The organism is Thermopolyspora flexuosa, from assembly GCF_006716785.1.
Lineage (GTDB): Bacteria > Actinomycetota > Actinomycetes > Streptosporangiales > Streptosporangiaceae > Thermopolyspora > Thermopolyspora flexuosa.
The window spans coordinates 805,162-827,123 of the sequence record NZ_VFPQ01000001.1 but is presented as its reverse complement, the minus strand read 5'-3'; the positions used below and the strand labels follow the sequence as shown (position 1 = coordinate 827,123).

20 protein-coding genes, 1 tRNA gene and 1 riboswitch are annotated in these 21,962 nt (G+C 72.5%); of the genes, 10 read left to right on the top strand and 11 right to left on the bottom strand.

Annotated features, from left to right (window positions below; genetic code table 11):
• Positions 1-62 precede the first annotated feature (62 nt).
• The 8 genes from FHX40_RS03635 to FHX40_RS03600 all read left to right on the top strand — a co-directional run bounded on the left by FHX40_RS03635 (position 63) and on the right by FHX40_RS03600 (position 8,066).
• A complete protein-coding gene (locus tag FHX40_RS03635) occupies positions 63-506 on the top strand; it encodes an NUDIX hydrolase (protein ID WP_142258296.1) in 444 nt (147 codons plus the stop codon).
• Positions 507-653: 147 nt separating this feature from the next.
• Positions 654-1,193, top strand: a complete 540-nt coding sequence (locus FHX40_RS03630) for a UGSC family (seleno)protein (protein ID WP_142258295.1) — start codon at positions 654-656, stop codon at positions 1,191-1,193.
• A 76-nt stretch (positions 1,194-1,269) separates the two neighbouring features.
• Positions 1,270-2,364, top strand: coding sequence for a hypothetical protein (locus FHX40_RS03625; RefSeq protein WP_142258294.1), 1,095 nt, complete (start codon positions 1,270-1,272; stop codon positions 2,362-2,364).
• Positions 2,364-2,612, top strand: coding sequence for a hypothetical protein (locus FHX40_RS24900; RefSeq protein ID WP_170198692.1), 249 nt, complete (start codon positions 2,364-2,366; stop codon positions 2,610-2,612). The genes FHX40_RS03625 and FHX40_RS24900 overlap by 1 nt, the downstream gene beginning before the upstream one ends.
• Before the next feature lie 23 nt (positions 2,613-2,635).
• On the top strand, positions 2,636-3,997 hold the full coding sequence (locus tag FHX40_RS03615) for an FAD-dependent oxidoreductase (RefSeq protein ID WP_280525099.1): 1,362 nt from the start codon (positions 2,636-2,638) through the stop codon (positions 3,995-3,997).
• On the top strand, positions 3,994-5,664 hold the full coding sequence (gene ilvD, locus FHX40_RS03610; RefSeq protein ID WP_211350150.1) for a dihydroxy-acid dehydratase: 1,671 nt from the start codon (positions 3,994-3,996) through the stop codon (positions 5,662-5,664). The genes FHX40_RS03615 and ilvD overlap by 4 nt, the downstream gene beginning before the upstream one ends.
• Before the next feature lie 428 nt (positions 5,665-6,092).
• Entirely contained in the window at positions 6,093-6,551 is a 459-nt protein-coding gene (locus FHX40_RS03605) for a CBS domain-containing protein (protein WP_142258292.1), read from the top strand.
• A 228-nt stretch (positions 6,552-6,779) separates the two neighbouring features.
• A complete protein-coding gene (locus FHX40_RS03600; RefSeq protein WP_142258291.1) occupies positions 6,780-8,066 on the top strand; it encodes an ArsB/NhaD family transporter in 1,287 nt (428 codons plus the stop codon).
• A 192-nt stretch (positions 8,067-8,258) separates the two neighbouring features.
• Here FHX40_RS03600 and FHX40_RS03595 read toward each other — a convergent pair.
• The 6 genes from FHX40_RS03595 to FHX40_RS03570 all read right to left on the bottom strand — a co-directional run bounded on the left by FHX40_RS03595 (position 8,259) and on the right by FHX40_RS03570 (position 13,639).
• Positions 8,259-8,331: transfer RNA gene (locus FHX40_RS03595), tRNA-Lys, on the bottom strand.
• A 130-nt stretch (positions 8,332-8,461) separates the two neighbouring features.
• A complete protein-coding gene (locus tag FHX40_RS25650; protein WP_229789165.1) occupies positions 8,462-9,202 on the bottom strand; it encodes a hypothetical protein in 741 nt (246 codons plus the stop codon).
• A 400-nt stretch (positions 9,203-9,602) separates the two neighbouring features.
• Positions 9,603-9,783: riboswitch (cyclic di-AMP (ydaO/yuaA leader) on the bottom strand.
• A 600-nt stretch (positions 9,784-10,383) separates the two neighbouring features.
• Positions 10,384-11,526, bottom strand: coding sequence for a HAMP domain-containing sensor histidine kinase (locus FHX40_RS03585; RefSeq protein WP_142258290.1), 1,143 nt, complete (start codon positions 11,524-11,526; stop codon positions 10,384-10,386).
• Positions 11,527-11,554: 28 nt separating this feature from the next.
• The gene (locus FHX40_RS03580; RefSeq protein ID WP_142261515.1) at positions 11,555-12,247 is read right to left on the bottom strand and encodes a response regulator transcription factor; all 693 of its coding nucleotides are present in this window, start codon (positions 12,245-12,247) and stop codon (positions 11,555-11,557) included.
• Between the two features lie 40 nt (positions 12,248-12,287).
• Positions 12,288-12,557, bottom strand: a complete 270-nt coding sequence (locus tag FHX40_RS03575) for a hypothetical protein (RefSeq protein WP_142258289.1) — start codon at positions 12,555-12,557, stop codon at positions 12,288-12,290.
• A gap of 38 nt (positions 12,558-12,595) precedes the next feature.
• Positions 12,596-13,639 carry an NADP-dependent oxidoreductase gene (locus FHX40_RS03570; RefSeq protein ID WP_142258288.1) on the bottom strand — a complete coding sequence of 348 codons (1,044 nt, stop codon included), beginning with the start codon at positions 13,637-13,639 and terminating at the stop codon, positions 12,596-12,598.
• A gap of 145 nt (positions 13,640-13,784) precedes the next feature.
• Here FHX40_RS03570 and FHX40_RS03565 point away from each other — a divergent pair, with 145 nt between their 5' ends.
• Entirely contained in the window at positions 13,785-14,156 is a 372-nt protein-coding gene (locus tag FHX40_RS03565) for a phage holin family protein (protein WP_142258287.1), read from the top strand.
• A 101-nt stretch (positions 14,157-14,257) separates the two neighbouring features.
• Here FHX40_RS03565 and FHX40_RS03560 read toward each other — a convergent pair whose 3' ends face one another.
• The 4 genes from FHX40_RS03560 to mdlC form a co-directional block, all read right to left on the bottom strand.
• Positions 14,258-15,394, bottom strand: coding sequence for a glycerophosphodiester phosphodiesterase family protein (locus tag FHX40_RS03560; protein WP_142258286.1), 1,137 nt, complete (start codon positions 15,392-15,394; stop codon positions 14,258-14,260).
• 80 nt (positions 15,395-15,474) lie between these two features.
• On the bottom strand, positions 15,475-16,077 hold the full coding sequence (locus FHX40_RS03555; protein WP_142258285.1) for a hypothetical protein: 603 nt from the start codon (positions 16,075-16,077) through the stop codon (positions 15,475-15,477).
• Positions 16,078-16,493: 416 nt separating this feature from the next.
• Positions 16,494-17,684, bottom strand: coding sequence for a CynX/NimT family MFS transporter (locus FHX40_RS03550; RefSeq protein WP_142258284.1), 1,191 nt, complete (start codon positions 17,682-17,684; stop codon positions 16,494-16,496).
• Positions 17,681-19,285 carry a benzoylformate decarboxylase gene (mdlC, locus tag FHX40_RS03545; RefSeq protein WP_142258283.1) on the bottom strand — a complete coding sequence of 535 codons (1,605 nt, stop codon included), beginning with the start codon at positions 19,283-19,285 and terminating at the stop codon, positions 17,681-17,683. The genes FHX40_RS03550 and mdlC overlap by 4 nt, the downstream gene beginning before the upstream one ends.
• A gap of 331 nt (positions 19,286-19,616) precedes the next feature.
• On the opposite strand from mdlC, the gene FHX40_RS03540 reads away from it, so the two are divergent.
• Positions 19,617-20,651, top strand: a complete 1,035-nt coding sequence (locus FHX40_RS03540; RefSeq protein WP_229789164.1) for a LacI family DNA-binding transcriptional regulator — start codon at positions 19,617-19,619, stop codon at positions 20,649-20,651.
• On the opposite strand, the gene FHX40_RS03535 is transcribed toward FHX40_RS03540, so the two are convergent.
• Entirely contained in the window at positions 20,602-21,834 is a 1,233-nt protein-coding gene (locus FHX40_RS03535) for an MFS transporter (RefSeq protein WP_142258282.1), read from the bottom strand. The genes FHX40_RS03540 and FHX40_RS03535 overlap by 50 nt on opposite strands.
• Positions 21,835-21,962: the final 128 nt, after the last annotated feature.

The following is a 21,962-nucleotide window of genomic DNA, read 5'->3' as shown; positions in this document are numbered from 1 at the left end:
GCGGGGTCCGTAACCGAGGGGTCGGCCGCACCGTACGGCGGGGCGGAGGGCACGATCGAAGGGTGACGAGCGATCGACCCGCAGCGCGGGTGCTCTGCGTGGACGACGCGGGCCACGTGCTGCTGCTGCGGTGGCGGGACCCGGTGAGCGGGCTCGTGTTCTGGGAGCCGCCCGGTGGAGGGGTGGATCCCGGCGAGACGCCGCTCGAGGCCGCCCGCCGTGAGCTCACCGAGGAGACCGGGCTGCCCGGCGACGCCGTGCTCGACCGCTGGGTGCCCGTGCCACGCGACTACATGTGGCTGGGCGTGCACTACGTCAAGACCGAGCCGTTCTACCTCGCCCGTTTCGCCGAGCGGCCGCGGGTCGCTCCGGCCGCGCTCACCACGGAGGAGACGGGCAACCTGCTGGGCTTCGCCTGGTTCTCCCGCGCGGAGCTCGCCGCCCTCACCGAGCACGTGGAGCCGCCCGAGCTGCTCGACGTGCTGGAGCGGCTCACCGGAGCCTGAGCGCACGGTGAAGGGGCGTCGGCCTTCGCGTGGCCCCGGTCACACATCTGATTGGCAATATTGTGCACAATCTTGTCATCCATCCGGGGTCGTGCTTAGCTGACCACCAAGCACCCCCATGACCCAACCCAGGAGGCGTCCGGGGACATGCCCGAACTCGAACACCTGCTCGACCCGACCGGCAACGCCGACCAGGCCGCCGACACCACCCTCGCCCCCAGGCCCGGAACCCTGCAGGGCCTGACCATCGGCCTGCTCGACAACACCAAACCCAACGCCACCAACCTGCTGCGGCACGTGGCACGCGAACTCCAGGCCCGCCACGGCACCGGCCAGGTCCGCGAATACGCCAAAGACTACTTCGGCACCCCCATGACCGAGCAGGTCCTCAACAAGCTCACCGCCGAATGCGACCTGGTCATCACCGCCGTCGGCGACTGCGGCTCCTGCAGCGCCGCCACCGTCGCCGACGGCATCATGCTCGAACGCGCCGGCATCCCCGCCGTCGCCATCGTCTCCGACTCCTTCCTCGTCTCCGGCCGCGCCATGGCCCAGCTCCAAGGCTTTTCCGGCTACGAGTTCGTCGCCGTACGCCACCCCGTGGCCAGCTGCGACGAGACCGAGCTGCGCCAGCGCGTGCTGGAGGTGCTGCCGGACATCCAGCGCATCCTCGGCCTGGAAAACTGACCCCCCACCCCGGCTCCCACCCCCGACCCGTCCCTTTCCTGACCCCCTGATCGACTACGAGGGCTGATCGCAGATCATGAGCACCAAGCTCGACACCCCGGCCGTCGACGCCGCCGCCATCCGCGCGGCCATGGAACACTACGCCCGAAACGGCTGGACCGACGGCCTGCCGGTCGTCCCGGTCACCGAGTCCTACCTGGCCGAGTTCCTCGCCACCACCGGCCGGGACCCCGATGAGGTGCTGTTTGTCATGCCGCACCTCAACCGCAAGCTCACCGTCCGCCTGGCGGCGATCAACGCCGCCCTGGCCGGATGCCTGCCCGAGTACTTCCCCGTCGTGCTCGCCGGCTGGGACGCCCTGGCCAAAGAGCCCTACCCGAAGAAGGGCATCTGGCAGTCGACCACCGGCACCGCCCCGCTGCTGATGGTCAACGGCCCCATCCGCGGCAAGATCGGGCTCAACAGTAAAGGCAACGTCTTCGGCTCGGGCTTTCGGGCGAATGCCACGATCGGGCGGGCGATCCGGCTGACCGCGATCAACGTGTTCGGGGTGCGCCCCCACCAGCTGGACCAGGCCACCCAGGCCACCTTCGGCAAATACAGCGCCTGCATCGCCGAAAACGAAGAGGACTCCCCCTGGGAGCCGTTCCACGTCGAACACGGCCTGGATGCTGAGACCAGCGCGGTGACCGGGCTGACCATCCGCTCGTGCATGCACATCGAGGCCCGCCACACCCGCATCCCCGAACAGCTCGGCCGCGACCTTGCCGACAGCGTGCGCCGCACCGGCGCGCTGATCCACGAGACCACCAGCGTGCTGATCGTGCTCGGCCCCGAGCATGCGAAGATGTTCGCCTCCTGCGGCTGGAGCAAGCAGGACGTGCGCCGCTTTGTCTATGAGAACGCGGTCAACACCCGCGAGGAGCTCAAGGCGGTGGGCAAGGACGCCATCTCCCGGCTGAGCCGCTGGCGCCTGCCGTCCGACCACCCCGACGCCATCCCCGACACCGCCTCGGCCTCCGAAACCCCCGAGCGGGTGCCGGCGCTCAACAGCCCCGAGGCGATCCTGATCGCGGTGGCCGGGGCGAACAACGCCGGGGTGTCGACGATCATCGAGACCTTCGGGCCGCGGGGGGACGCCCCTTCGATCGCGCCGGTGAGGGATGTGTGATGACGCAAAAGACCCTGGATGCGGCGTTCGGCCATTTCAAGGAGATGCTCGCCTCCGACGGCTACAGCCTCGACTGGCAGGTCGGCGAGGGTGACAAGGTCGTGGTGCGGATCGAGGCCGGGCCGGACGCGTGCGCCGACTGCCTGGTGCCGCTGCCGGTGATGCAGGCCATCCTGTCGGACGCGCTGGCCGGCACGCCGTACTCGCTGGATCGGATCGAGCTGCCCGCGGACACCCCGGGCCACTGACATAGAGGAAGAGGGAACGTCCCGTGGAACAGCGCCCAGTGATCATTGAGCCCAGCCGCAAGACCCCCGTGTACGGCGAGTTCGACGTCGTCGTCGTGGGCGGCGGACCTGCGGGCATCATGGCGGCGGCGAGCGCTGCCCGCACCGGGCACTCGGTGATCCTGCTCGAACGCTACGGCTTCCTCGGCGGCGCGGGCACCGCCGGCGGCCTCAGCACGTTCTGCGGCCTGCACGCCAAGGTGTACGGCGAGCACCGCCGGGTGATCCACGGCCTCGCCGACGAGCTGCTGGAACGCCTGGAGAAGCTCGACGGCCTGTCCAAGCCGCACCTGACCATCAACGACGGCATCCAGGCCCAGGCGTTCGACATCTCCGCCTACAAGCTCGCCGCCGACGAGCTGGTGACCGGCCACGGCGCCCGCATCCTCTTCCACGCCCTCGCGGTCGGCCTCGTCATGGCCGACGAGGACACGATCGACGCCGTGCTCATCGAGTCGAAGTCGGGCCGTGCCGCGGTCCGCGGCCGGATCTTCATCGACGCCTCCGGCGACGGCGACGTGGCCGCGTGGGCGGGCGTGCCGTACGAGAAGTCGCCGGGCATCAACGGCATGCTCTACCCGTCGCTGATGTTCCGTATCAACGGCGTGGACGCGGCCGCGGCCGGGGAGAAGCCGTGGCGCACCGTCGAGCGGCTGATGGAGGAGGCGGAGCGGGCCGGCACGCACAAGTTCCCGCGCAAGAAGCCGATCGTGCGGCCGCAGCGCAACCCGCTGGAGTGGCGGGCGAACCTCACCCAGCTCAGCAACCCGGACGGCAGCGCGATCGACGGCACCGACGTCGACCAGCTCACCCGGGGCGAGCTGCAGGGCCGCCGGCAGGTGTTCGACGCGTTCGCGTTCATCCGCGACAACACGCCGGGCTTCGGCGACTCGTACATCGTCGACATCGCCCCGCAGATCGGCATCCGGGAGACCCGCCGCATCATCGGCCGGTACATGCTCACCGAGGACGACGTGCGCGACTGCGCCGACTTCCCGGACACGATCGGCGTGAACGGCTGGCCGGTGGAGGCCCACGTGGCGGGCACGGTCGAGTTCCGCTGGCCGCGCGGCGAGAACCCGCGCGGGTTCAACCAGCTGCCGTTCCGCATGCTGCTGCCGCAGAAGGTGCGCAACCTGTACGTCACCGGCCGGTGCGCGTCGATGACCCACGACGCCCAGTCGGCCGCCCGGGTGACCGGGCCGTGCTTCGCGATGGGCGAGGCCGCGGGCATGGCGGCGGGCATGGCGCTCGACGCGGGCGTGGACTGTGCCGACATCGACGTGCCGGAGCTGCAGCGCAGGCTGGAGAACCACGGCGTCTACCTCGGCCGGGAGGTCAAGTGAGGCCGCTGCGCAGCAACTTCGAGCCGGGCACCACCCGCTGGGCGATGCGCCGCGCCCAGTGGACCGCCCTCGGGCTCACCCCCGAGGACATGGAGAAGCCGAAGATCGCCATCGTCAACACCTCGTCCGACCTGGCGAGCTGCTTCGCCCACCTCGACGAGATCGTCGGCCCGCTCAAGCAGGCGATCCGGGAGGCGGGCGGCGTCGGCTTCGAGATTCGCACCGCGGCGCCGAGCGACGCGATCACCAGCGCGGGCGCGGCCGGGCAGTACATCCTCCCGTCCCGTGACCTGATCGCGGCCGACATCGAGGTGGCGGCCGAGGGCGCGCTGCTCGACGGCATGATCTGCCTGTCGTCGTGCGACAAGACCACGCCCGCGCACCTGATGGCGGCGGCCCGCCTCAACATTCCGACGATCATCGTCGCCTGCGGCTACCAGCCGTCCGGCGTCTACCGCGGCGAGCACGTCGACTTCGAGGACGTGTTCCTGTACGCCGGGCACGTCGCCACCGGGAAGATGACCGTCGAGGAGCTCGCCGAGATGAGCGCCTGCGCGATCACCGGCCCCGGGGTGTGCGCGGGCATGGGCACCGCGAACTCGATGCACATCACCGCCGAGGTGCTCGGCATGGCGCTGCCGGGCAGCACCCCGGTGCTCGCCCGCAGCGAGAAGATGTGGCGGACGGTCAAGGAGGCCGGCCGCCGCATCGTCGAGCTCGTCGCCGAGGACGTACGGCCCCGCGACATCCTCACCCCCGGCGCGTTCCGCAACGCGGTCACCGCCGTGCTCGCGATCAGCGGCTCGGTGAACACCCTCAAGCACCTGCAGGCGGTCGCCGTCGAGGCGGGCTGCGACGTGGACGTGTACGCGCTGTTCGAGGAGCTCGCCCCGCAGGTGCCGCTGCTCGCCGGGGTGAAGCCGAACGGCCCGCGGCGCATCGACGAGTTCGAGGCGGCGGGCGGCGCGCTCGCCCTCATGCACCGGCTCGCCCCCATGCTCGACCTCGACCGGCCCACGGTGTCCGGCCGTACCGTGCGGGAGATCGTCTCGTCGGTCACCCCGCCCGAGTCCGACGTGATCCGCCCGCTCGACGACCCGCTCGCCCGGCACCCCGGCATCGTGGTGATCCGCGGCTCGCTCGCGCCCGACGGCGCGGTGGTGAAGCGCACCGTCGCCGACGAGGCCCCGCGCCGCTTCCGCGGCCCGGCCAAGGTGTTCCGCTCCCGCGAGGAGGGCATCGCGGCCATCCGGAACGGCGAGGTCGAGCCCGGCCAGGTGCTCGTGCTCACCGGCCTGGGCCTGCGCGGCTCGCCCGGCATGGGGCTCACCTCGGCGTTCGTGTTCGCGCTCGACGGCGCCGGCCTCGGCCCGGAGGTCGCCGTGGTCACCGACGGCCAGATGTCCGGCCTGGTGAACAAGGGCCTCGTGGTCGCCGAGGTGAGCCCGGAGGGCGCGGTCGGCGGCCCGCTCGGGCTCGTCCGGGACGGCGACATGATCAGCATCGACGTGGACGCGCGCACGATCGACCTCGAGGTCGACGAGGACGAGCTCGCCAGGCGGCGGGCGGCCATGCCCGAGACCCCGGCCCCGCCCGGCTGCGGCTGGCTCTCGGTCTACGCGCGGACCGTCCGCCCGCTCACCGAGGGCGCGACGCTCGGCGGCTGAAGGACACCCGCAGCCCGGCCCTTGGCGGCCTGTCCCGGGGATCACCCCGGCAGGCCGTCAGGGGCCTTTCCGTTTCCGGAAACCCCGCCCGGCCGTACCCGGGAACGCAGGCCCTCCCCGGGTCGTTCATCTCCACGTCCGGTGCCCGCGTGGTACGGCCGGCCCGCCCCTGGCCGCGGCGGACGCCACCGCTCCCCTGGGCCGCCGTCGCCGGCGGCCGGCCCATGCGTCTGCATGTTCACACCCATCACAAATGGGGCCTGACCCCAATAGCCGCATTCCGGCAAACCGGGCAAGACTGGCGGTGCGGCGACGTAAGCCATTTTCCCCAGCTGACGTCGTCGATTAGCCCTGTCGTCACCGAGCCGCGGGGAGGTGCCGTGACCGTATCGGAAACGACCCGCTTGCCCCGCCACCGGAAAGGATTCATGCAAGCCAGCGATATCGCCGTAAGCCTGCCGACGGTAACGGCCCGCGACCCGGTCGTGAAGGCCATCCGGGTGATGGCGCTGGGGAGACTGCCCGGCCTCATCCTCGTCGACGACGAGGGCAGGCCCCGGAAGGTGCTTCCCGGCACCCAGGTGCTCCGGATGGGAATTCCCGGAGCCTACCAGGAGGACCCGCAGCTCGCACGGGCGGTCGACGAGGCCCACGCGGACCGGTTCTGGCACGAGCTCGGTGACCTGACCCTCGAGGACTGTATGCCACGGCAGGTGGAGCGGCCGGTGACCGTGCCCGCCGACGCCACCCTGCTCGAGGTCGCCGCGCTGATGGCACGTTCCCAACGGCCGCTGGTCGGGGTCGTCGACGCCGGCGACTCGCTGATCGGCGTGATCACCCTGGAACGGCTGCTCACCCACCTGGTCCTGTCGGGCCTCGGCGACTGACCTCCGGGTGGGCGTCCCCTCCGCTCCCCGGAGCCCTGATCGTTTCGTTTCTCGCTTCTCATTTCACGTCACTGGATCGGAGGCGATCTTCGTGTGCCTTGGTTCGGCCTGCGCAGAACACCGCGTGCCTCGATCACCGGGGCGGCCGCGCGCTGAGTTCGGTGGCCCCGCCCACCACACCGACCCGACCGCCATCCTCCATGGAGCCGCACCGCCGAGGCCTGGTGCATGACCGCATTCCTCGCCCTCACCATCTTCTGCGTGGCGTTCTTCTTCATCGCCACCGAGAAAGCGGACAAGGTCAAGACCGTTCTCATCGCCGCGGGGCTGATGGCCGTCCTCGGGCTGATCCCCGGAGAGGAGGTGTTCTACTCCGAGCACGAGGGCATCGACTGGAACGTCATCTTCCTGCTCTTCGGCATGATGATCATCGTCGGGATCATCAAGCGGACGGGCGTCTTCGACTACCTGGCCATCTGGGCGGCGAAACGCTCCCAGGGCCGGCCGTACCGGCTGATGGTGATGTTGATGATCATCACCGCGGTCGCGTCCCCCGTGCTCGACAACGTGACCACGATCATGCTGGTCGCGCCGGTCACGGTAGTCGTGTGCAACCGCCTGCAGATCCCGGCTCAGCCGTACCTCATCGCCGAGGTTCTCGCCTCCAACATCGGCGGCGCGGCGACGCTCATCGGCGACCCGCCGAACATCATCATCGGAAGCCGCGGGGGGCTGACGTTCAACGACTTCCTCGTGCACATGACCCCGATCGTGGTCATCATCTTCGCGGTCTTCGTGCTGCTCACCCGCGTGCTGTTCGCCCGGAGCTTCCGGTACAACCCCGAGCACGTGGCCGAGGTGATGGCGCTGCAGGAGAGGCGGGCGATCACCGATCCCAGGCTGCTCGCCCGCTGCCTGATCGTCCTCGCCGGCGTGATCGCGGGCTTCGCACTCCACTCGGTCCTGCACGTCGCCCCGTCGATCGTCGCGCTCGTCGGCGCCGGCGTGATGATGCTGGTGGCCAAGGCCGACGTGGCGGAGACGATGGAGGAGGTCGAGTGGCCGACGCTCGTGTTCTTCATGGGCCTGTTCGTGATGGTCGCGGGGCTCGTGCACACGGGCGTGATCGAGACGATCGGCACCTGGGCGGTGAACCTGCTCGGTGACGCGCCCTTCCTGTCGGCGACCACGCTGCTGTTCGGCTCGGGCGTGCTCGGCGCCTTCTTCGACAACATCCCCTACGTCGCCACGATGGCCCCGATCGTCGAAGGGCTGGTCGCCGAGGCCCCGGCCCCGGAGATCGGGCAGGCGCTGTGGTGGGCGTTCGCCCTCGGCGCCGACTTCGGCGGCAACGGCACGGCGGTCGCGGCGAGCGCGAACGTCGTCGCCATCGGCATCGCGGCGCGCACCGGCCACCGCATCAGCTTCTGGGAGTTCACCAAGTACGGCGCGCTCGTCACCGTGCTCAGCATGGTGATGGCGTGGGTGTACGTGTGGCTGCGCTACTTCACGTGAGCGGGCCGCGGGTGGGCGCCCGGAGCGACCGCCGGTGACGAGCGCCGTTCCGCGGGCGGGAGCACGCCTTCCGCCCGCGGGTCGGACCTCCCTCCGGCGTCCGCAGGGAGGCGAACCGGACCGGCCGGAGACATGAGCGCCAAACGCGATCTGGGCACCGCCGGTGGACGGTGCCCAGATCGCGTCTTCGGGTGCGCCGCCAGGGACTCGAACCCCGAACCCGCTGATTAAGAGTCAGCTGCTCTGCCAGTTGAGCTAGCGGCGCGAGCGACGTTCGTAACCATAGCAGTCCCGAGGCGTCTGCGCACATCGGAATCGGATACCGGCCCGGGCATCCGGCCGGCGAGGTCGTCGCGGGCGTGCCCGGGCGTCGCGGCGGCGTCGGGAGGGCCGGATCACTCCCGCCAGGCGCCGGTGGAGAACGGGACCGGCTTGCCGGGGCGGCCGGGGCCGTTGCCCCACTTGGTGATGACGTACGTCACGTGGATGTGGCCGAGGCCGCCGTTGCCGCGCACGGTGAGCGTGTTCGGGTCCCAGGTGCCGCCGGTGAGCTCGGCGAAGGTCTTGCCGTCGATGTCGAGCATGACGCCGTGGTTGGAGGGCACGCCGGGGCCGCGGTCGCCGATGAAGAACTTCGCCTTCCTGCCCTTGTAGATCACGTAGCCCTCGGTGCCGAGCGGCCAGCTCGGGGAGGCGAACAGGCCCTTCTGCATGGGCTTGCCGGAGGCGGGCATACCGGTGTCGCCCTGGCGGCCGGAGCCGTCGTCCCAGAAGTAGGAGGCCTTGGTCGTGCCGACGAGCAGCCGCCGCTCGGCCTGTGCCGCCTTCTTCTTCGCCGCCGCCGCCTTTCTCGCCTCGGCCTTGCGCTGCGCCTCGGCGGCCCGCTTCTTCGCCTCGTCCTTCTGCTTCGCCTCGGCCGCGGCGGCGGCGAGGCCCTCGGCGGCGCGCGCACCCGCGGTCATCGCGAGCGGCTGGACGTCGGCGGCGACGGTCTTGGCCTTCGCGGCGGTGCCGTTCGCGTCGTCGGTGACGCCCGCGATGGTCAGGCCCGCCATGGTGATGCCGACGAGGCCGGCGGCGAGGGGGGCGTACTTCGTCTTGACATCGTTCTTGTTCAGGCCAAAGGGGAACTTCATCGAACGGGAGGTCTTCCGTGAGGGGACAGGACTTCCACGTCGACCTCGGCACCTCTAGGGCAGAGCACAAGGCACGTGGACGGGGCGCCTGCGGCCGGAGGACGCCGGCCGGAAGACGGAACGTGGTGGCGCCCGCAGCGAAAGCGATATGAGACACGCCGCACCACGACGCGGCGGGGTTGTGCGAGGATGTGCAGGTGACGGCGCGGATGTCCGCCGGGGCCGTTACCTGGGGCCGAGGGCCGAGATGGAGGTCATCCGATCGGCCTCGGGCGAAGCAGAGGGCGGTCAGCCTGTGCTTCGGGTGCGTGGCCGCCGCGTGCTGTCGCGGCCGTCGCCCTGGTCATGGGACGGCGCCCGCCGGCGGGGCGAGGCCGTGGAGTCGGGGTTCTCCACCTGGTTCTCCTCTCCTATCTCGCCTACCGGGTTAGCTGACGGGTTCGGGCTAGGAGTGCCCTACCAGCGCGCCACGCGCCGCTGGATTCACCCCTCGCGGGTACGGCCTGCACTGCGCCGCCCGCGCGACTGGGTCCCCGGCTCCCGGGGCGCTGGGCGCCCGTGGGATTCGGCGTCGGATGGCCGGCCTCCTGGCGGAGGCCAGGTCTCCATCGGATAACGGAACAAGACACTAGTGCCTAAGTCACCCAAATGCCAAGATAACCACCCAAAACACCCAAAAAGATCTACCCCTGGGAGACCCGCGCGGGGCCGGGTGGCGGCGGTCGAACGACCCCGAACCGCCTTCCCGGGCGGCGTTCCGAGCGGCCCGGACGGGTGGCGACGGCGTCGACGGGCGGTAAAGGCCGGAGGGCCGGGCGGACGGACCTCCCACGGGCGTCCCCCTGTCCCCCCGGCCACCGTTTCCGGACATACGTCGGGGCCGGGCAGTTCCCCCTGCTGCCCGGCCCCGACTCACGCGGCCCGTTTCGGCGCCTCCCCCAAAGCGCCACGGGTCCCGCTCCGGACGTGGTTCCCCCCTCCACGTCCCTATCGGAAAGAAGTCCTGTGGTGCGCCGGTTGCGCCCCAGGTCCCATGACCTGCCTCAACACTATCGAGACGCACGTCATGAGTGCGTCATGGCCAGGTGGAACTATCGCATACATCCGCCGATGACCTGCCAGGTCAGGTCGAGAGAGCCCCAGGCCGGGCGTTACCCGCCGAGTACGGCACGCCGCGCCGGTCAGGCCCGCACCGGCTGCCGGGCCCGCGACGGCCGCGACGGGGCCTGCTGCAGCGGCAGCCGCATGCGCACGACCGTGCCGCCGCCCGGCGCGTTCCCCGCCGCGACCGTGCCGCCGTGGCCCTCCACCACCTGCCGCACGATGGCGAGGCCGAGCCCGGAGCCCGGCATCGAGCGCGCGCTCGGCGCCCGGTAGAACCGGTCGAACACGTACGGCAGGTCCTCCTCGGCGATGCCCGGCCCGTGGTCGCGCACGGTCAGCTCGCCGCCGCGCAGCCGTACCTCGACGACGCCGCCCGCCGGGCTGTACTTGCCCGCGTTGTCGAGCAGGTTCGCCACCGCCCGGGTGAGCCGGTCGGGCACGCCGCGCACCACGGCGGGCTCGACGTCCACGTGGAAGTGCACCCGCGGCCAGTACGCCCGGGCGCGGGCCGCCGCGCGCTCCACGATCTCGTCGAGCCGCACGTCCTCGAGCAGCACCGACGGCTCCTCGTCGCGGGCGAGCTCCACCACGTCGGAGACGAGCGCGCTCAGCTCCTCCAGCCCGTCGAGGGTCTCCTGGAGCAGCTCGGCGCGCTCGGCGGGGTCGAGCCGGTCCGCGCGGCGCAGCAGCTCCACGTTCGTGCGCAGCGCGGCGAGCGGGGTGCGCAGCTCGTGGGAGGCGTCGGCGACGAGCCTGCGCTGCGCCTTCGCCGAGCGCTCGAGCGCGTCGAGCATCGTGTTGAAGCTACGCGCCAGGCTGCCCAGCTCGTCGTCGCGGTCCACCTCGATGCGGGTGCCGAGGTCACGGGTGGCCGCCACCCGCTCGGCGAGCGAGGTGAGCGTGGCCACCGGGCGCAGCGCGGTGCGGGCGGCGATGTAGCCGAGCACGGCGGCGAGCACCAGGCCGCCGAGCGCCACCACGACGAACGGCCAGCCGAGCTCGGCCTGCAGCCCGGCCACCTTGTCGAGCACGCCGGCCGGGCCGACCGGCGGGTACGGGCCGTGGTCGCCGTAGTAGGGGCCGAGCGCGCCCGCCCTGCCCAGGTCCTCCACCCGGCGGCAGGCGAGCACGTAGGCCCCGGCCAGCACCGTGATCACACTGCCCGCGGCGGCCACGCCCGCGCAGAGCGCGAGCCGCCACACCAGCGGCAACCGCTTCATGCCGCGCCTCCCCCCGCGTCGCTCCCGGTCACGTCGTCGGCTCCCGCAGCGCGTAGCCGAGCCCGTGCACGGTCTGGATCAGCCGGACCTCCCCGCCCGCCTCGGTCTTGCGCCGCAGGTACCCGATGTAGACCTCGAGCGAGTTCGAGCCCGGGGTGAACTCGTAGCCCCAGATGCGCTCGAGGATCACCTCCCGGGTGAGCACCTGGCCGGCGTTGCGCATGAGCAGCTCGAGCAGCGCGTACTCGGTGCGGGTGAGGTCGAACCGGCGGTCGCCGCGCTTGCCCTGGCGGCTGCGCGGGTAGAGCGTGAGGTCGGCGAAGGTGAGCGGGGCGTCGCACTCCCCCGGCCCGGCGCGGCGCAGCAGCGCCCGGATCCGGGCGAACAGCTCCTCCAGCGCGAACGGCTTCACCAGGTAGTCGTCGGCCCCCGCGTCCAGCCCGGCCACCCGGTCCCCCACGCTGTCGAGCGCGGTGAGCATGAGCACCGGCGTGGTGTCGCCGTTGCGGCGCATGCGGCGGCACACCTCGAGCCCGTCCATCCGCGGCAGCATGACGTCGAGCACGACGAGGTCCGGGCGCTCGCTCGCCATGGCGGCGAGGCCGGCGGGCCCGTCCTCGGCGACCTCGACGGCGTAGCCCTCCATGCGGAGGGCGCGCGACACGGCGTTGCGCAGCTGCGGCTCGTCCTCGACGACGAGCACGCGGACGGGGGTATCGATCTTCGGCACCTTTGCTGTCCGGGGGATGATTCCAGGGTATTCAGGCCTCCGGATGCCTGCGAAGGTAGTCCAGGTAGACCGGGCGCAGCGCCTCCCCCAGCTCGCCCTCGCCCGCGCCGAGCGCGTCGCTGACCAGCGCGGAGATCCGGCTCAGGTCGCCGGCGGCCTCCTCGGCGTGCCCGGCGGCCGCCCACGCCACGGGGATCGTGCGCAGCAGCCGCCACAGGAACGCCACGTCGCCGTGCCGTACCGCGTGGGCCACGGCGCGGTCGTGCAGCTCGCGGGTGGAGAGCTCCTCCGGATCGGTCATGCCCGCCCTGTTCCCTGCAGGGTGGGCGTTATGTCGCGCTAGATCCGCACGATCATCTTGCCGGTGTTCTCGCCGCGCAGCAGCCCCACGTAGGCGGCGGGGGCGAACTCCAGCCCGTGCACCACGGTCTCCTGGAACACGATCCGGCCCTCCCGCACCCAGGCGCCCACCTCGGCGAGCATGTCCGGCATGCGCCACAGGTGGTCGTACACGCTGAACCCGCGCAGGGTGAGGCGCTTGCCGATGGCGAGGGCGAGGTTGCGGGGGCCGGGCGCGGTCTCGGTGGCGTTCTGCGGCGCGACCCCGCAGAGCGCGACCCGGCCGTGCGGCCGGAGCGCGGCGATCGCCGCCTCCAGGTGCTCGCCGCCCACGTTGTCGAAGCAGACGTCGATGCCGTCCGGCGCGGCCGCGGCGAGCCGCTCGGCGACCTCTCCCTCGGCGTCGGCGAACGCGGCGTCGAAGCCGAACCGCCGGGTGAGCTGGTCCGCCCTCGCCTGCGAGCCGGCGGTGCCGATCACCCGCGCGGCGCCCTTGAGCCGGGCGATCTGCCCCGCCATGACGCCGATCTCCCCCGCCGCGCCGGAGACGAACACCACCTCGCCCGGCCGGAGTCCGGCGATGTCGAGGAGGCCCACGTACGCGGCGAGCGTGGACATGCCGAGCGCGCCCAGGTACGCCGAGGGGTCCACGCCGGGCACCGGGTCGATGCGGAGCACGCTGCGCGCGTCGAGCACCACCTGGTCGCGCCAGCCGTACCCGTGGAGCACGAGGTCGCCGGGACGCAGCTCGTCGTCCATCGACTCGACGACCTCGCCGACCGCGGGGCCGTCGAGCGGCTGGCCGACCGGAAAGGGCGGCGCGCCGGGGTGCGCGGGAGACGGCGGGTACGGCTCGACCGCCATGCAGAGGTTGCGGATGAGGACCTGGCCGGGGCCGGGCGGTGCGAGCTCCACGGTCACCACGGCGAAATCACCGGGTTCGGGCAGCCCTGCCGGGAGAGCGGCGAGATGGATCTCACGGGCGAGGAGCGGACCACCGAGGGATCCCCACGTGGTAACGGACTCGGGCCGGGTGAACACCATGCACTCTCCTCAAACCGCGTCAGGGACTCACACCTGATGTCTCTACACGAAACGCACCGCACGTGTGCGGCGTTCGTCCGATAGCGGACTCGGCCACCTGGGCGAATCCTCGCGGGTTCGCGATCGAGGTGACAGGATCGAGGGCGTGAAGGTCATCATCAAGATCCTGATCGTCGCCGCCGCGCTGTGGGCCGCGACCCAGCTCGTGGACGGCATCACCGTCACCGCCGAGGACACCGCCGGCCAGGTCGGCACGCTGCTCGTGGTCGCCCTGATCTTCGGGCTGGTGAACGCGGTGCTCAAGCCGATCATCAAGACCGTCGGCTGCGCGTTCTACGTGCTCACCCTCGGGTTGATCGCGCTGGTGGTGAACGCGCTGCTGCTGTTGCTCACCGGCTGGATCGCCCAGCAGATCGACGTGCCGTTCCACGTCGAGGGCTTCGTCGCGGCGTTCTGGGGCGCGATCATCGTCGGCGTGATCAGCTGGCTGCTCAACCTGGTCCTGGGCGACGACTGAGCCGGACGCCGCCCGTCCGCGCGGCCCGGGACGAGCGGCACCGGGCCCGTGGTGACCTGTAGTGAAACGTGCACACCGGCGCGGCGCCGGCGGCCCGTTGGTCAGGTACGGCGGGCCGCCCGGTCGAGCGTCGCCCGGGCGATCGCCGGGTCGTCGGCGAACACGCCGTCCACCCCCGCCCGGCGCAGCTTCTCCAGCCAGCCCGCGACGTCGCCGATCGCCCGCCGGTAGCTGGGGCTGTTCGCGTCGCCCTGCCGGAAGTCCGGCGGCAGGAAGGCGTTCTCGCCGCGCACCGTCCAGGCGTGCACGGTCAGGCCGCGGCGGTGCGCGTCGCGCACGAGCGTGGTGCGCGGGCGCAGCCGCCCGTCCGGGCCCACCGGGTAGATGCGCGCCGTGGACGGGCCGATCGCGTCGGCGTAGGCGGCGATCGCGCGCAGGCCCTCGGGGGTGACCATGTCGTCGTAGGTGCGGTCGTCGCCCGCGGCGACCAGGTCGTACGGCGCGCCCTCGGCGCCGATGAGCTGGACGAGCCGGACCCGGGTGCGCCGCCGCAGCTCGCGCAGGTTACGGGTCTCGAACGACTGGATGTACACCGGGTCGTCCCGGTCGGTCCAGCCGTGCCGGCGCAGCACCTCGAGCAGCGGCTCCTCCAGCGACAGCCCGATCGAGTCGAAGTACGTGGGGTGCTTGGTCTCCGGGTAGACGCCCACGCCGTACCGCTTGGCGAGCCGCACGACCTCGTCGAAGGTGGGGATGCGCGCCAGGCCGTCGTAGGCGGTGTTGCCGGGGCGCAGGTGGGGCACCCGCTCCCGGGCGCGCAGCGTGCGCAGCTCGGCGAGGGTGAAGTCCTCGGTGAACCAGCCGGTCACCCGCTTGCCGTCGATGATCTTGGTGGTGCGGCGGTCGGCGAACTCGGGACGCTCGGCCACGTCGGTGGTGGCGGAGATCTCGTTCTCGTGGCGGGCGACGAGCACGTGGTCCTTGGTCGACACCAGGTCGGGCTCGATGTAGTCGGCGCCCATGCGGATCGCGGTCTCGTAGGAGAGCAGCGTGTGCTCCGGCCGGTACGCGCTCGCGCCCCGGTGCGCGATCACGACGTGGGTCGCCGTGGCCCGCGCGGGCTTCACCGTGGCCCGTTCGGTGGCCCGCTCGGCGACCGCGCCGCTCGCGTCGGCGTGGGTCGCGAGCACCCCTCCCGCGAGCACGGCCAGCGTCCCGGCCAGCAACCGGTTCGTCATTTCCGCCCACCCCTTTCTCCGGTACCACGGGGCACATTAACCCGATGGACCGGAGAAAGTGCGGTGAATACAGGAAATGGCTATCGGCCGCGCAGCCATTTGGGGTCGGGGCGTTTGCTCTCCCGATACACCCAGCCCTCGACCCGGGCCGGAACCCCGGCCACACCGGATGCGGCCCAGTGCACCCGGCAGTCGTCGCCACGCCACCATTTCGAGAACTTCACCCGATAACCGAACACACGATACCGCGCATATCCGTATTTACCCGGCGAGATTTTCCGGGTGTACTCGTGCCCGACCTCCACCGTGTGGTCGTCGCTGATCAGCGGGCTCACCATGTGGCGGATCGTCCGGATCAGCTCGCGCTCGTCGGCCCTGGTCAGCACGGCCCGGCCGTCCTTGATCTTGATCTTGGAGGCGTGCGTCACCTCGCGCTCGGCGTCGTCCGCGCCGCCGGCAGTGCCGTCGACCCGGCCGGTGACCTGGTCGGCGGCCCGGCCGGGGTCCTCGCCGCCCGCCCGCCGTACCGAGCGCCCGCGCTCGCGCTCCACCTCCCGCTCGACCTCCCGGGTGATCTCGGCGGGGCCGTCGCCGGGGCGGACCGGGCCGAAGCGGGTACGGCGCCGCTCCCGCTCGTGCCAGTCCTCGATCTCGAACTCGGACCTGATGGTGTAGGCGCGCATCACCCACACCCGCATCACGCCGCCCGGGCCGTCGATATAGCGAGTGCCGGGAATATAGAAATTACGCGGCCGAAAGTTATCTATTTTCCAGAACGAGCCGATCCGGCACCCTTTCCCGGATTTGCGCGCGACGGCGTCCGCGGCCGGCGCGACGCCGGCGACGAGCCCGGAAACGAGGCTCACGGCGAGCGATCCGGCCGTGAAAAGAGCGTACGAAGGCATGGACATGGCGTGATCCGGCACAAAAGGCGACATCCCCGAATTCCGGTACCCCGCCGGGTACCGAACCGGGCGCCGGAATCATCGCGGCGGCCCGGATGTGTGTCTGGATGTCTACCGCGCGCACCGGCGCGCGCCGCGACGCCACGCCGGTCGCCCGCCGAGCCATGACGAAAAACTGTGCCGAACCGGAAACGCTATGACGAAACCGGGACGGGCCGCGCACGCTGCGGCACCGGGCGGCCCGCCAGGTACCCGAAGCCGAGCTGGACCACGCTGAGGCCGACCGCCACCCCGAGCGGCACGGTCCAGCCGTGGGTGAGCTCGTGGATCATGCCGATGAGCACCGGCCCGGCCGCGGCGAACACGTACCCGACCGACTGGGCGACCGCGGACAGCGCGGTGACCGAGGTCGGGTCGGGCGCCCGCAGGGTGATGATGAGCAGCGCGAGGGAGATCGTCGACCCCTGGCCCAGGCCGAGGATGATCATCCACAGCCAGGGCACCGTGGCGGGGGCGACCATCACCGCGGCGAACCCGGTGAGGGTGAGCATCGTGGACAGTACGGCGTGCGGCGCCTGGCTCCGGGCGCGCGCCGCGATCTGCGGCATGGCGAGCGTCGCGGCGATCTGCACGAAGTTGGTGAGGCCGAGCAGGTTCCCGGCGTCCACCGCGGACAGCCCGGCGTCCCGGAACACCGTGGGCAGCCAGGCGAGCATGAGGTAGAAGGTCATCGACTGCACGCCGAGGAACCCGGTGACGTACCAGGTCACCCGGCGGCCGAGCAGCCTGCGGTACCGCCCGGGCTCGACCGGCTGGATCGGGGCCGGGCCGCGCTGGACGTGCGGGTACCACAGCACCGCGGCGAGGAACGCGAGCGCCGCCGCGGATCCCGCCGCCAGGCGCCAGCCGTACTCCTCCTCCAGCGGCACCATGAGCGCGGATCCGGCCGCGGCCCCGGCGACGAGCGCCGAGGTGTAGATGCCGGTGAACAGCCCGATCCGGGTGGGGAAGCGCTCCTTCACCACGCCCGGCATGATCACGTTCATCACCGCGATCGCGGTGCCCGCCACCGCCGCGCCGGCGTAGAGGCACAGCACCCCGTCGGCGCTGCGCAGCGCGATCCCGGTGGTGAGCACCACCAGGGCGATCAGCAGCGTGCGGTCGAGCCCGAAGCGGCGGACCAGCACCGGCGCGGCCGGGCTGAGCACGCCGAGGCAGAGCACCATCACCGTGGTGATCGCCCCGGCCGCGGCCGCGCTCAGCCCGAGATCGGCGCGGATCTCGTTGAGCAGCGGCGAGACGTTGGCGAGCGCGGGCCGCAGGTTGAGCGCCGCGAGGGTGAACGCGACGACGAGCAGGGCGCGTTTGAGCGTGCTGTGGTTCACAACCGGTACTCCGTGTCGGGCACCACGGCGACGTCGAGCAGCAGCGGCTCGTCACGCCGGCCGAGTGCCGGGATGACCTCGTCCAGCACGGCGGTGAGGTCCGCTAGGTCCTCCACCCGGCGTGCCGGGCACCCGAGCGAGCGGGCCAGCCCGGCCACGCTCACCTCGGGGAACGGCGGCCACGGCGCCTTGCCGGCGCCGATGCCCTCGGCGAGCCGGTCCATCACCGCGTACCGCCCGTTGGCGAGCACGACGAACAACACGCCCACGTGGTAGTGCGCCGCGCTCCACAACGCCTGTATGCCGTACAGCGCCGCGCCGTCCCCGGTCACCGCAACCACGGGCCGGTCCGGCGCGGCCATGCGCAGCCCGACCGCGGCGGGCAGCGCGAACCCCAGCCCGCCCATGCCCGCGGCGAGGAAGCCGAGCGGCCGCCGGGCCGGGATCAGCCGGACCAGGTCCGGCCGGGACGAGGGGGTCTCCTCCACGAGGATCGTCTCGGGCGCGAGCCGCGCCGCGAGCTCGCCGAGCACGTGCACCGCCCGCAGCGGCTCGCCCGGGGTGTACGGCGGAGCGGTGTCACGGGCGAACGAGGGCGCGGCCACGCCGGTCCGCTCGGGCACGAGCGCGGCGAGCCGTTCGCAGACCGCGGCGGGCGGGGCGAGCACGGCGAGCTCGGCCGCGCTGCGGTGCACCTCGTCCGGGTCGTCGGAGACGACCGCCACGACCGTGCCCGCGGCCACCAGCGGGCCGGGCCGGTAGACGTACTGGCGGAACGCGGCCGCGCCCACGGCGAGCACCACGTCGTGGCCGCGCAGCCGTTCGCGCAGCCCTTCGCGTTCGGCCGGGAGCAGCCCGCCGTACTGCGGGTGGTCCTGCGGGAACCCGGCCCGGGAGCCGAACGGCTCGGCGAAGACCGGGCAGCGCAGCCGCTCGGCGAGCGCGACCAGCGCGCGCCACGCCTCGGGCGAGTCCGCGCCCGCGCCGGTGACGAGCGCGGGCGAGCGCGCCCCGGCGAGCAGCCGGGCGAGCTCGGCGACGTCGGCGTCGGTCACCGCGGCGGGCCGCAGCACGGTGCCGGGGGCGGCGAGCACGGCCTCCTCGGCGGGCTGCGCCCAGTCGTCCTGGGGCACCACGACGATCGCGGGGCCGCGCCGGGTGGCCGCCTCGTGGCAGGCGCGGGCGATCGCGCCGGGCACCTCCTGGGGGCGCACCGGCTCGGCCGTCCACACCGGGTACGGCCCGGCGAGCGCGGTGAGCCCGTGCCCGGCGAGGAACGGCTCGAGCGCGAGGTGGCGGCGGTCCTGCTGGCCGGTGACGATCACCACCGGGGCGCGGTTCGACCGCGCGGTGGCGATCGCGCCGACCGCGTTGCCGAGCCCGGCGGTGGTGTGCAGCAGCGCGAGCGCGGGCCTGTTGTGCGCGATCGCCCAGCCGGTGGCCATGCCGACCACGGCGCCCTCGTGCAGCCCGAGCACGAACGCGAAATCGTCGGGGAGCCCGGCGAGCAGCGGGATCTCGGTGGATCCGGGGTTGCTGAAGATCGTGGTCATGCCGGTGCGGCGCAGCACGTCGAACGCCGCGTCCCGTACCGTCCTCACACTCGCCCGTCCTTCCCGGTGCCAGGGGTGATCGCCGACTTCGTGACGCGGCGGGTCCGCCTCACCCACCGCCCGCACCGGCCACCCGACCCGGCCGCGCTACCCGGAACGCTCGTCACGAGGTCGCCTCGGCGATCCGGGACGGTGACTTCGGACCGTTCCGGTCGACGGGACGACCAGTCAGAACGTATGTCCCATGACCACTTGGGGTCAAACAGGCTTATATCGTGCGGAAGTCCGCGTGGCACGGAGTGGTCATTCCAGGGGCGCCACCCCTGATCGAGATCTTGACAACGTTGTCAAGCCCCATGTTCTGCGGGATGATCTCCACGTGACGGACACCAGACGCGGCCGGCCGACCATGCGCGACGTGGCCGCCGCGGCGGGGGTGGCGCTCAAGACCGTGTCCCGGGTGGTGAACGGCGAGCCCGGCGTCAACCCCGCCACCGCCGAACGGGTACGCGAGGCGATCCGGCGGCTCGGCTACCGGCGCAACGACAGCGCCCGGCTGCTGCGCGCGGGCCGGACCGCGAGCATCGGCCTGGTGATCGGGGACGTCAGCGACCGGTTCTACTCCGGGCTCAGCCGGGCGGTCGAGGCGGTCGCCCGGAGCCACGGCCACCTGCTGTTCACCGGCATCTCCGAGGAGGACCCGGCCCTGGAGCGGGACATCGTGACGGCGTTCTGCGCCCGCCGGGTCGACGGGCTCGTCATCGTCCCGGCCGGGACCGACCACGGCCACCTGCGGCCCGAGCTGGAGGCGGGCGTCGCGGTCGCGTTCGCCGACCGGCCGCCCGGGTCCGGCCTGGAGGCCGACACCGTGCTCAGCGACAACGCGGGCGGCGCGGCGCAGGGCGTGGCCCACCTGATCCGGCACGGCCACCGCAGGATCGCGTTCCTCGGCGACTCGCCGGCGATCTTCACCGCGCGGGAGCGGCTGCGCGGCTACCGCGACGCGCTCGCCGCCGCGGGCCTGCCGTACGACGAGGCGCTGGTGAGCCTGGGCCGCCCGGATCCGCACCGGCTGCGCGCCGCGCTCGCCGCGATGGCCGCGCTGCCGTACCCGCCCACCGCGCTGTTCACCGCGAACGGCCTGATCACCACGCACGTGCTGCGGGCGCTCGCCGCGCGCCCCGGCCCGGACCGGCCCGCGCTCGTCGGCTTCGACGACCTCGAGCTCGCCGACCTGCTCGTGCCGGGGGTGACCGTGGTCGCCCAGGACCCGGCCGGGCTCGGCCGGACCGCCGCGGAGCTGCTGTTCCGGCGGCTCGCCGGCGATCGCGGCCCGGCCCAGCGGGTGCTGCTGCCCACCCGGCTCATCGTGCGCGGGTCCGGGGAGATCCCGCCACCGGCCCGGGCCGCCTGACGGCGAGCCCGTTGCGCACGGTCGCCCGCAGCGCGAGCGCGCAGCCGACCGCGGCGACGCCCGCCCAGGCGATCGCGTGGTGCGTTGGCACCACCTCGGCGAGGGCGCCGACGAGCATCGCGCCCACCGCCTGCGCGGTCATCATCCCGGAGTTCTGCAGGCCGTACGCCTGGCCGAGACGGTCGGGCGGCACCGCGTCCACGAACGGGCGCTGCAGGCCGAGGTTGTAGGCGAGGCAGGCGCAGCCCGCCGCGGCGAGCACCGCGGCGACGGCGACGCCCGGCCGCGCGGCGAACGCCACCAGCGGCACCCCGCTCAGCAGCATGAGCGGGAAGACCAGCCGCTCGCGCCCGTCGGGCGAGACGAACCGGCCCACCACGAGATTGCCCAGCCCCATGCCAGCGGCGGTGGCGGCGAGCACCAGCCCGGCTCCGGACGGCGAGCCGAGCCCGGTCAGGTACGGCACGAACACCGCCTCGGCGCCGACGAAGACGAGCATCGGCAGCCACCCGGCGAGCAGCAGCCCGCGCACCCGGCGGTCGGCGAGCAGCTCCCGGTTGCCCCGCAGCGTGGTGCGCACGGTTCCCTTCCGCGCACCGCCGGCGCGCGGCGGGGTGTCGGGCAGCCCCAGCCGCTCCACGGCCGCGCTGAGCAGCGAGAGCGCCGCGGTCACCAGCAGCGCCCGCTCCGGCCCGGTCGCGGCGAGCACGAGCCCGCCGGCCGCGAACCCGGCGATCTGCGCCCCGGCCGCCACCATGCCGAGCGCCGCCCGGCCGAGCACGAACGCGTCGCCCGCCAGCATCTCCGGCAGCATCGCGGCGCGCGCCGCGCTGAAGACCGGCCTCGGCACCCCGGTCACGAAGACGAGCGCGAGCGCCGCCCACACCGGCAGCCCGCCCACGGCGAGCGCGACGCACGTCGCCGCCCGCAGCAGGTCGCCGGCGATCATCAGGGCCCGCGGCCGCATCCGGTCGGCGATCGACAGCAGGAAGATCCCGCCCACCACCTCGGGCAGGAAGCCGGACAGGTACGCCGCAGCGGACAGCCCCGGCGATCCGGTGCGGGCGTAGACGAGCACGGAGAACGCGAGCATCTTCACGGTGTCCCCGGCCACCAGCAGCGTCTGGCCGACGAACAGCACCCGGAACCGGGGCTCGGCGAACACCTGGCCGAACGTGGTCATGGCCCCGATGCTCGCGCCGCCCCGGGCCACTCAGCCAGAAATTCGGAAATAGCCGAAAAGATGCGTCCAAGGAGGGCGCAGCTGGGCTGATAGCGGCAAACTGTGCTCTACGCACTCACCTGAAGAGT

Bases quoted from the DNA above. Each gene is read 5' to 3' on its own strand.
- FHX40_RS03555 (WP_142258285.1), bottom strand. From the start codon at position 16,077: ATGCGCGCCTACACCATCAGGTCCGAGTTCGAGATCGAGGACTGGCAC.
- FHX40_RS03585 (WP_142258290.1), bottom strand. From the start codon at position 11,526: ATGAAGCGGTTGCCGCTGGTGTGGCGGCTCGCGCTCTGCGCGGGCGTG.
- FHX40_RS03535 (WP_142258282.1), bottom strand. From the start codon at position 21,834: ATGACCACGTTCGGCCAGGTGTTCGCCGAGCCCCGGTTCCGGGTGCTG.
- FHX40_RS03570 (WP_142258288.1), bottom strand. From the start codon at position 13,639: ATGGTGTTCACCCGGCCCGAGTCCGTTACCACGTGGGGATCCCTCGGT.
- FHX40_RS24900 (WP_170198692.1), top strand. From the start codon at position 2,364: ATGACGCAAAAGACCCTGGATGCGGCGTTCGGCCATTTCAAGGAGATG.
- FHX40_RS03605 (WP_142258292.1), top strand. From the start codon at position 6,093: ATGCAAGCCAGCGATATCGCCGTAAGCCTGCCGACGGTAACGGCCCGC.
- FHX40_RS25650 (WP_229789165.1), bottom strand. From the start codon at position 9,202: ATGAAGTTCCCCTTTGGCCTGAACAAGAACGATGTCAAGACGAAGTAC.
- FHX40_RS03575 (WP_142258289.1), bottom strand. From the start codon at position 12,557: ATGACCGATCCGGAGGAGCTCTCCACCCGCGAGCTGCACGACCGCGCC.
- FHX40_RS03600 (WP_142258291.1), top strand. From the start codon at position 6,780: ATGACCGCATTCCTCGCCCTCACCATCTTCTGCGTGGCGTTCTTCTTC.
- FHX40_RS03560 (WP_142258286.1), bottom strand. From the start codon at position 15,394: ATGACGAACCGGTTGCTGGCCGGGACGCTGGCCGTGCTCGCGGGAGGG.
- FHX40_RS03625 (WP_142258294.1), top strand. From the start codon at position 1,270: ATGAGCACCAAGCTCGACACCCCGGCCGTCGACGCCGCCGCCATCCGC.
- FHX40_RS03630 (WP_142258295.1), top strand. From the start codon at position 654: ATGCCCGAACTCGAACACCTGCTCGACCCGACCGGCAACGCCGACCAG.